Here is a 9318-nt window from a genome sequence, read left to right as displayed (position 1 = left end):
AAAATCTGAACCGCTACCTCTGACCGTCACAGTGCCATAGATGTCGCTTCGCTGCAGGCTGAGATATCCGCCATTGTTCACCAGCACTGAGCCTGCTCCCGGCGCACTGCTGTCGCCAAGACTCATGCCAAAAGAACTAAGACGAGTAGTCGCGCCAGTCAGCAAAAACGTGCCAAACCGGCCTACTCTGATAATGTCTGAAAGGCTGGAAAACGATCCATCAGAGAGGGTTGCCGTTCCCGTGGCTGAAATACCAATATTGCCTGAACAGCCTCCCGATGGCTGACAGGTGAGAGATGAATCGCCTGAGTTAGAAACCTGAGCCCGGGAGACAGGCACGCTGCAGAGAGCAGCCCCGAGGATGAATTGACAGCTGGTCGCTGTAACGAGCCTGAGAAGCGCCATTCAATATTCCTTTTAAAAGGACACAGAGAGTGATATTGATAATTATTCACTCCTGCTAAATAAAGCACAATCAATTTAGTCAAAAAATAAAGCAACTTTACATAAGTCAGTTTATGAATTAGCAGAAGCACGCGGGCAGATATTCTTATTGATATTTTTTATTTCATTAAGTTGTGAATAAAATAAAAAACTGTGATTTATTCGCGAAAAGGTGTTAGCAGACTTCATTACGCGGCTCAGTGGCTTAATAAAGCTGTGTGGCGTGTTATCGATGATGTAGCAGTGAGCGTTAGGTTTCACCATCGCCCGGCCCGCCGGGATAGTGGCGCCATTATGCTGCTGCTGAGGGACGAGTAATGATGAACAAAGAGTTGGAAGCACAGAGAGGAAACGGCAGACGCAGGTAACGGATATCAGGAGGCAGGTACTGCAGAGAGCAGACCGGGTGCGCATCGCTGCGCACCCGGTCACGAACATCACACTTCTTCGCTGAACTGCGGGACCGGATTACGGAAAGTACGGGTGACGAACGCCAGGTAGATGATACCAATTGCGCCCCATACCAGACCCAGCACCATGGAAGTCTCTTCGAGATTGATCCAGAGTGCACCCACCGTCAGCGCGCCCATCACAGGCAGCACCAGATAGTTGAGATGGTCTTTCAGCGTCTTGTTACGCTTCTCACGGATCCAGAACTGCGCGATCACAGAGAGGTTAACAAAGGTAAACGCGACCAGCGCACCAAAGTTGATCAGCGCCGTAGCGGTCACCAGATCAAAGTTGATAGCCAGCAGTGCCACCGCGCCCACCAGCAGTACGTTCAGTGACGGCGTGCGATATTTTGGATGCACGAAGCCAAAGATACGCTGCGGGAAGACGCCATCGCGGCCCATCACGTACATCAGACGTGAAACGCCTGCGTGTGCCGCCATACCTGACGCCAGCACGGTCACCACAGAGAAAATCAGGATCCCGATCTGCAGCGCTTTACCGGCCACAAACAGCATGATTTCAGGCTGTGACGAGTCCGGATTCTGGAAACGCGAGATATCCGGGAAGTAGAGCTGCAGGAAGTAGGAGACCGCGATAAAGATCACGCCACCAATCAGCGCCGTCAGGAAAATCGCGCGCGGGATCGTGCGTTCAGCATCTTTGGTCTCTTCCGACAGCGAGCTGATGCCGTCAAAGCCGAGGAACGAGAAGCAGAGAATCGTCGCACCGGTGATCATCGGCACCACCTGAGCATGCTCAGACCAGAACGGTTTCGTGCTTACCAGCGTACCGGAGCCAATACCGTGCGCCACACCGTAAACCACCATACCGGTAATCACGGCCATGACCACAACCTGCAGCACCACAATGACGCTGTTGAAGTTAGCCACGGTTTTGATACCACGCAGGTTGGAGATGGTCATAAAGGCCACCAGCAGCACAACGAAAATCCACGACGGAATACCCGGCACCAGCGACTCAAAGTAGCTTTTTGCCAGCAGGATGTTGATCATCGGCATGAACAGATAGTCCAGCAGCGATGACCAGCCCACCATAAAGCCGACGTGCGGACTGATGGCTTTCTGAGCGTAGGTATAAGCGGAGCCCGCAGATGGGAAGCGGCGTACCAGCTTACCGTAACTCACAGCCGTAAACAGAATCGCAATCAGGGCGAAAGCATAGGCGGTGGCGACGTGGCCGTCGGTTAAACCTGACACAATGCCGAAGGTATCAAACAGGGTCATTGGCTGCATATACGCCAGGCCCATCATGACGACCGGAAGCAGGGTCAGAGTTTTTTTCAGATGTGCACGCTGAGGTGCGGCAGAGGTATTAAGCGCCATTGTTCAGACCCCCTACAGCAGCAACTGATGTCAGTTGTACCACAGGGATACTGCGCAACGTGCTGCAGTGAGAAGTGATATTAGTGTTTGCGATTGTCGCCGCGCCGTAATCATCACGAAAGCGAGAACCAGCCAGTGCTGGTGCAATTGTAAACAGTCCCATCTTTGTTCCTCAAATCTCACGCAGAAGCGTGTTTCGGTGTCTATCTATCCGGATACGTGTCCGGCCTCGGTTATGTATGTATTAAAAACATTATGCAAAAAAATAACCGACGCTCAATGCGTCGGCTATGTTCTGTCTTTTGCAGGGGGCATATTTTGCCCCAACTTATACCATCGACACAAGACGTTAACGCAATTCTTCTGTGCGTCAGGCGTTCTTTAGCATCCAGTCAATCTCTGTAGCGGTGATCAATCGCTCAAACTCGCGCAGCTCACACTGCTTGCAGCTATGCCACACGCGGCTGAAACGCTCTCCCAGCAGCTTCTGCAGCGGGTAGCTGCTCTCAAACTCATAGAGTGCGTCGCTCTGGCGAATCGGCAGTGCCAGCCCTTCCGCCGCATGTCCGTTTCCGGTCACCGCATGAGGTAAAGGTAGCTGATTATCCAGACCGTGCAAAATACCGGCAAGAATTGTTGACACGACCAGATAGGGATTTGCATCCGCACCCGCCACGCGATACTCCACGCGATGGTTCTCTTTGTCGCCGCACGGAATGCGCAGCGCCACGGTGCGATTGTTATGTCCCCACGACGCCTGCAGCGGCACAAACGACTCTGGCGAGAAGCGCCGGTAAGCATTGACGTTGGGCGCCAGCAGCGCCATTGACGCCGGCATCAGGTCAATCATGCCCGCCAGCGCGCGCTTCAGCAGCGGCGAGTTGCTGCCATCATCCAGAGAGAACGCGTTATGATCCGCCGCGTCGAGCATGCTGATATGTACGTGCATGCCGCTGCCGGCATACTCTTCATAGGGTTTCGCCATGAACGTGGCGGTCATACCGTGATTTTCCGCTACCTGTCGCACCAGCCGCTTCAGCAGCACCGCGTCGTCGCACGCTTTAAGGATGTCCTGCGTGTGATGGAGATTGATCTCAAACTGGCCCGGTGAGGCTTCCGCCAGAGCGCCATCGGCCGGGATCCCCTGCCGCTGCGCCAGCGCGTCGATATCGCGCAGCACGTCAGCAAAATGGTCGAGATTGTCCACGGAGTAAACCTGACAGTGCATGTTGCGCTCTGCGCTGCCCGGCGAACACGGTGGCTGAATAAAGCCGCCGGCATCGCGCTGCTTATCAACCAGATAGAACTCCAGCTCTACCGCTACCACCGGAAACAGCCCGCGATTGCGCAGCTGCTGCCACAGCCGGTTCAGCACGTTTCGGGGTTCAACGTCAAAGGGAGTGCCATCTTGGTTGCACATCGTCAGCAGCAGCTGGGCAATGCGTTGCGGATCGGAAGCAGAAGGGATAAGCGTGCCAGGAACAGGAATACAGAGGTTGTCGGGTTCGCCAAGTGCCTGTCCGAGACCGGCTTCCTCAACGGTGTTGCCGAGAATATCCATGGCAAAAACAGAGGCGGGAAAGTAACACCCTTTTTCCAGCTTTGGCAGCGCGGCAACCGGAATGCGCTTACCGCGAAAAACACCATTTAAATCATTTAACAGGATATCGACATACTGCGTTTCGGGATGGCGTTCCAGCCAGGTTTTCACCTCCAGCTGGAACGCGCTTGTTCGCTTCTCTTCACTGTGCCGCGTGAAATCTTCTACTTCCACGATATTCGTCATATACCACCCGCCAGTTACCGTTAATGAGGTTTGCGCGATGCTTTAATTCCGAACTACAGCTCTAACATAGCGCCAACACAAATAGTGTGCAAATGTAACAATCTGGTTTGCAGTTCGGCGCGGGCAGATTAGATTGAGAATAACAGGCTCGCTTAAACGCCTGCCTGAATTTGCCGGCAGAGCGTCAGCACTCTCAGCGTGGTAACCCGATGATGACAGATGCTGTAAAACCGCTGATCGGAATAGTGATGTGCCAGAACATGGCCGGTCCCCACCCCGCTCAGACGCTGCACAATAAATATCCGGATGCGGTGGTCGCGGCCGGTGGCGTACCGCTGCCGCTGCCGCATCAGCTGCTGCAGGCACCAAAGCTGCTGGCGCAAAGCATGGCGCTGCTGGACGGCCTGCTGCTGCCCGGCAGCCCCAGCAATATTGAACCCTGGCACTATGGCGAAGCGGGCAGTGAAGCGCACAGCGATCCGGGGCGCGATCGCCTGGCCTTTGCGGCCATTACCTGGGCCACCAGCCGGCAGATGCCGCTGCTGGGTATCTGTCGTGGCCTGCAGGAGCTGGTGGTCGCCAATGGCGGCGCGCTCTATCGTCAGCTGCATCAGGTTGACGGGTTTCAGGATCACCGTGAAGACCCCGCCCGGCCGCTGTCGCAACAGTACGCTGCGGCGCATCTGGTCACGCCGGAACCGGGCGGGCTGCTGAGTCAGCTGCCTGACTGCCAGGCCCCCTTCGCCGTTAACTCACTGCATGCGCAGGGCGTACGCACGCCGGGTCCGCAGCTGCGCATAGAAGCACGCGCCGCAGATGGCGTGATTGAGGCGGTGAGCCTGCGTCATCACCCTTTTGCGCTGGCGGTACAGTGGCATCCGGAGTGGCAGTCTGAGCAGAACCCGGTTTCACGCCAGCTGTTTGCTGCTTTTATTCAGGCCGCCAGCGATTATCACCGGGCACGACCCTGAGGAGAATGTGATGCACCATGTGGAGAGCTATTACGCAGCCAGCGCTAATCCGCACGCCCCCTGGCCTGCGCTGCAGGAGAGTATTCAGTGCGACGTCTGTATTATCGGCGGCGGCTTTACCGGTCTCTCCTCGGCGCTGTTTCTGACCGAAGCGGGCTACGACGTGGTCGTGCTGGAGGCGGCCACCATCGGCTTTGGTGCCAGCGGACGTAACGGCGGTCAGGTGGTTAATTCCTATAGCCGCGACGTGGATGTGATCGAGCAGCGCTACGGTAAAGAAACCGCCGCGATGCTCGGCAGCATGATGTTTGAGGGTGCCGATATTATCCGCGACCGTATCGATCGCTACGCCATCAGCTGCGACTACCGGCCGGGCGGTATTTTCGCTGCCCTCAACCCGCGGCAGATGGGCCACCTGCATCGTCAGCAGGCGAGCTGGGCGCGCTACGGCAATCAGAGCCTGGAGCTGCTGGATGAGCGCGGCATCCGGCGGGAAATCGCTACCGATCGCTATGTCGGCGGTCTGCTGGATAAGCGCGGTGCGCATCTGCATCCGCTGAACCTGGCGCTGGGAGAAGCGGAGGCGATCCGCCGCCACGGCGGGCGTATTTATGAACACTCCGCCGCCCTCGCCGTGCACTACGGCGCACCGCACCGCATTACCACCGCGCACGGGGAGGTGCATGCCACCTTTGTGATCTTTGCCGGCAACGCCTATCTGCCGGCGCAACTGGAGCCGCGCCTGAGCCGCAAAAGCATGCCGTGCGGCTCGCAGATTGTGACCACCGAACCGCTGAGCCGCGACCAGGCGCTCGGGCTGCTGCCTAACAACTACTGCGTGGAAGATTGTAACTATCTGCTCGATTACTTTCGTCTTACCACGGATAACCGTCTGCTGTATGGCGGAGGCGTGGTGTATGGCGCGCGCGAACCCGCTGACATTGACGCTCTGATCCTGCCCAAGCTGCAGCGCACATTTCCGCAGCTGCGCAATATCAAAATCAGCCACCGCTGGAGCGGTAATTTTCTGCTGACGCTGTCGCGGATGCCGCAGTTTGGTCAGCTGGAGCGGAACGCCTATTTTATGCAGGGCGACAGCGGCCATGGCGTAACCTGCACGCATCTCGCCGGCAGGCTGATTGCCGAGGTGCTGCGCGGTCAGGCGGAGCGGTTTGATGCCTTTGCCCGGCTGCCGCATCTGCCATTCCCTGGCGGACGCCGGTTTAAAGTTCCTCTGACGGCAATGGGCGCCGTATGGTATGCGCTGCGCGATCGGCTGGGCGTCTGAGCCGCAGCGGGAGACGCAGATCTCCCGCCGGGTTTATGCCAGCGGCATGCGTGCCGGATCGGGGTAGCGATACTCAAAGCCGAGCTCATCGCAGATTTTTGTGCCATCAATCAGTTTGCCGGTCGGGCGGCCGGACTGCGCACTGAACGTGGGCGGCACCAGGCCCAGCTTCTTTGTCACGTCAGGGTAAAACGTATCCCGCGACGGATGATGCGGCGCGCAGAGGTTGTAGGTGTGCCCGCCTTTTGGCCGCTGCAGCAGCAGCATAATCGCCTCTACCACATCATCCAGATGCACCAGGTTCACGCCGTGACTGCCCTGTTCCAGCCCGGTTTTCCCGGCCAGAAAGCGACCAGGATGGCGATCCGGCCCCACCAGACCGGCGAGCCGCAGAATATCCACGCTGGTGCCCGGCAGGCCGTGCAGCCAGTGCTCCAGCTCGACCAGTGTTTTGCCGGCGACTGTCTCCGGCTGGAGCGCGCTCTGCTCTTTCATGATCCCCTCACCTGCGCCGTAGACCGAGGTGGAGCTGGTGAAAATAATGCGCGGCACCCGGCTTGCCAGCGCCGTGTCCACCACGTTTTGTACCGCCTGCATATAGGCGTCAGCCCCCTGCACGGTGCGGCTGGCCGGCAGCGTAACCACCAGCGCATCCACCTGCATCAGCGCCTCAAGTTCGTCAGCATCACACTCAATTTCCGGCGTCAGTTTCAGCTGATACGCCTCAATGCCGCAGCGCCGCGCGGCTTCAACGCCATCCGGCGTGGTTTTTGTGCCGGTCACTTCCCAGCCCCGCGCCGTCAGCGCCATTGCCAGCGGCATCCCCAGCCAGCCCAGACCCGTAATCGCGACTCGTTTCATCTCTGCTCCTGCTGTTGCGCGCCATCGTTATCTCATCTTAGAGCGGCGCCGCCCGGCAAACCAGCGCAAAGTGTTGCGGAAGGTTCCGTAAACTGACGTTAAAAAAGGGTTGCCAAGCCGCGCCATCTTCGCTAGGTTAATCAGCACGCAAATGAATACTCATTCAGCAACGGAATTTATTATGACACGCGTTCAGTTCAACCATCATCACCACCATCACCCTGACTAGTCTTTCAGGCGATGTGTGCTGGGAGACGTTCAGGATCTTCCAGTGGTGCGAGCGCAAAGAGAGCCCCCGGAAGATCATCTTCCGGGGGTTTTTTTATGGGCGAACGCAAACGTAACACGTTCAGACAGGATCAAATAAGAGGACAGGAACCATGTTAGATAACACCCGTTTACGCATAGCTATGCAGAAATCTGGCCGTTTAAGTGATGAATCACGCGAACTGCTGGCGCGCTGCGGCATCAAAATCAACCTTCAGCAGCAGCGTCTGATTGCGTTTGCGGAGAACATGCCTATCGATATCTTGCGCGTGCGCGATGACGATATTCCCGGTCTGGTGATGGATGGCGTGGTCGATCTCGGCATTGTCGGTGAGAACGTGCTGGAAGAGGAGCTGCTGACCCGCCGCTCGCAGGGTGAGGATCCGCGCTACTTTACGCTGCGTCGTCTGGATTTCGGCGGCTGCCGCCTGTCGCTGGCGATGCCGGTAGATGCCGACTATACCGGTCCGCAGTGCCTGAACAACGCCCGTATCGCCACCTCCTATCCACATCTGCTGAAACAGTATCTCGACAAACAGGGTATCCCGTTTAAATCCTGCCTGCTGAATGGTTCAGTAGAAGTCGCGCCGCGCGCAGGCCTGGCTGATGCGATCTGCGATCTGGTCTCTACCGGCGCCACGCTGGAGGCCAACGGCCTGCGTGAGGTCGAGGTGATCTACCGCTCCAAAGCGGTACTGATCCAGCGCGACGGCGAGCTGCCGGCTGCCAAGCAGGCGCTGGTCGACACCATGATGACGCGCATCCAGGGCGTGATCAAAGCGCGCGAATCAAAATATATCATGCTGCACGCGCCGAGCGAGCGGCTGGAAGAGGTTATCGCCCTGCTGCCTGGCGCCGAGCGCCCTACCGTGCTGCCGCTGGCGGGCGAAGTGAGCCGCGTGGCGATGCACATGGTCAGCAGCGAGACGCTGTTCTGGGAAACCATGGAAAAACTGAAAGCGCTGGGCGCCAGCTCGATCCTGGTGCTGCCGATTGAAAAAATGCTGGAGTAACCGATGAGCACCCTGATGACCCCAATCAGCTGGCAGCAGTGCGACGCCGCACAGCAGCAGGCGCTGCTGCAGCGTCCGGCCATTGCCGCTTCTGCCACCGTCAGCGCCACCGTGCAGAACGTGCTGGCGGAAGTGAAATCGCGCGGCGACGCGGCACTGCGCGACTTCAGCGCGCAGTTTGATAAGGCGCAGGTCAGCCAGCTGCGCGTCTCTGCGGCAGAGATGCAGGCCGCCAGCGCACGCCTGAGCGACGAGCTTAAACAGGCGATGGCGGTTGCCGTGCGCAATATTGAGACCTTCCACAACGCCCAGATTCTGGCCGCGGTGGATGTCGAAACGCAGCCCGGCGTGCGCTGTCAGCAGATTACGCGGCCGGTGCAGTCGGTAGGCCTCTATATTCCGGGCGGCTCTGCGCCTCTCTTTTCCACCGTGCTGATGCTGGCAACGCCGGCGCGCATCGCCGGCTGCGGCCGCGTGGTGCTCTGCTCGCCGCCACCGGTTGCCGATGAAATTCTCTATGCCGCACAGCTGTGTGGCGTGCAGGAGGTGTTTCAGGTCGGCGGCGCGCAGGCGATTGCTGCACTGGCTTTTGGTACCGAATCGGTGCCGAAAGTGGACAAAATCTTTGGCCCGGGCAACGCCTGGGTGACGGAGGCGAAGCGTCAGGTCAGCCAGCGGCTCGACGGCGCGGCTATCGATATGCCTGCCGGCCCCTCTGAAGTGCTGGTGATCGCTGATGAAGGGGCGACGCCCGCGTTTGTCGCTTCTGACCTGCTGTCGCAGGCGGAACACGGTCCTGACTCTCAGGTGATCCTGCTGACGCCGTCGCAGAGGCTGGCCGAAGAGGTCGCACAGGCCGTTGAGGCGCAGCTGGCCGCACTGCCGCGCGCCG

General features: G+C 58.3%; 9 protein-coding genes and 1 other annotated feature. Of the genes, 5 read left to right on the top strand and 4 right to left on the bottom strand.

Annotated elements, in window-relative coordinates; translation table 11 throughout:
- From HA43_RS19085 to HA43_RS17970, 3 genes are all read right to left on the bottom strand, one after another.
- Positions 1-405, bottom strand: a 405-nt coding sequence (locus tag HA43_RS19085; protein WP_211279588.1) for a hypothetical protein, incomplete at its 3' end; no start/stop codon positions are given.
- Positions 406-881: 476 nt separating this feature from the next.
- Entirely contained in the window at positions 882-2240 is a 1359-nt protein-coding gene (locus HA43_RS17975) for an APC family permease (RefSeq protein ID WP_039385292.1), read from the bottom strand.
- A 370-nt stretch (positions 2241-2610) separates the two neighbouring features.
- Complete coding sequence (locus HA43_RS17970) at positions 2611-4026, bottom strand: glutamine synthetase family protein (protein WP_039385294.1); 1416 nt, start codon at positions 4024-4026, stop codon at positions 2611-2613.
- A 209-nt stretch (positions 4027-4235) separates the two neighbouring features.
- On the opposite strand from HA43_RS17970, the gene puuD reads away from it, so the two are divergent.
- Complete coding sequence (gene puuD, locus HA43_RS17965; RefSeq protein ID WP_071668093.1) at positions 4236-4997, top strand: gamma-glutamyl-gamma-aminobutyrate hydrolase; 762 nt, start codon at positions 4236-4238, stop codon at positions 4995-4997.
- Positions 4998-5007: 10 nt separating this feature from the next.
- The gene (locus tag HA43_RS17960; protein WP_094112284.1) at positions 5008-6285 is read left to right on the top strand and encodes an NAD(P)/FAD-dependent oxidoreductase; all 1278 of its coding nucleotides are present in this window, start codon (positions 5008-5010) and stop codon (positions 6283-6285) included.
- 33 nt (positions 6286-6318) lie between these two features.
- Here the strand turns inward: HA43_RS17960 and HA43_RS17955 are convergent, their stop codons facing one another.
- Positions 6319-7146 carry an SDR family oxidoreductase gene (locus tag HA43_RS17955; protein ID WP_039385302.1) on the bottom strand — a complete coding sequence of 276 codons (828 nt, stop codon included), beginning with the start codon at positions 7144-7146 and terminating at the stop codon, positions 6319-6321.
- 181 nt (positions 7147-7327) lie between these two features.
- Between HA43_RS17955 and hisL the strand changes: the two genes are divergently transcribed.
- The 3 genes from hisL to hisD all read left to right on the top strand — a co-directional run.
- On the top strand, positions 7328-7375 hold the full coding sequence (gene hisL, locus HA43_RS18775; protein ID WP_100396937.1) for a his operon leader peptide: 48 nt from the start codon (positions 7328-7330) through the stop codon (positions 7373-7375).
- Positions 7351-7472, top strand: a sequence feature (His leader region). (Overlaps the previous gene by 25 nt.)
- Before the next feature lie 54 nt (positions 7473-7526).
- Entirely contained in the window at positions 7527-8426 is a 900-nt protein-coding gene (gene hisG / locus HA43_RS17950; RefSeq protein ID WP_039385304.1) for an ATP phosphoribosyltransferase, read from the top strand.
- A 3-nt stretch (positions 8427-8429) separates the two neighbouring features.
- Positions 8430-9318 (top strand): histidinol dehydrogenase (hisD, locus tag HA43_RS17945; RefSeq protein ID WP_094112283.1); only part of this gene is annotated, 889 nt, incomplete at its 3' end.

Source organism: Pantoea eucrina (assembly GCF_002095385.1).
Lineage (GTDB): Bacteria > Pseudomonadota > Gammaproteobacteria > Enterobacterales > Enterobacteriaceae > Pantoea > Pantoea eucrina.
The sequence above is the reverse complement of the archived record's forward strand: the minus strand, read 5'-3'. Positions and strand labels throughout refer to the sequence as shown.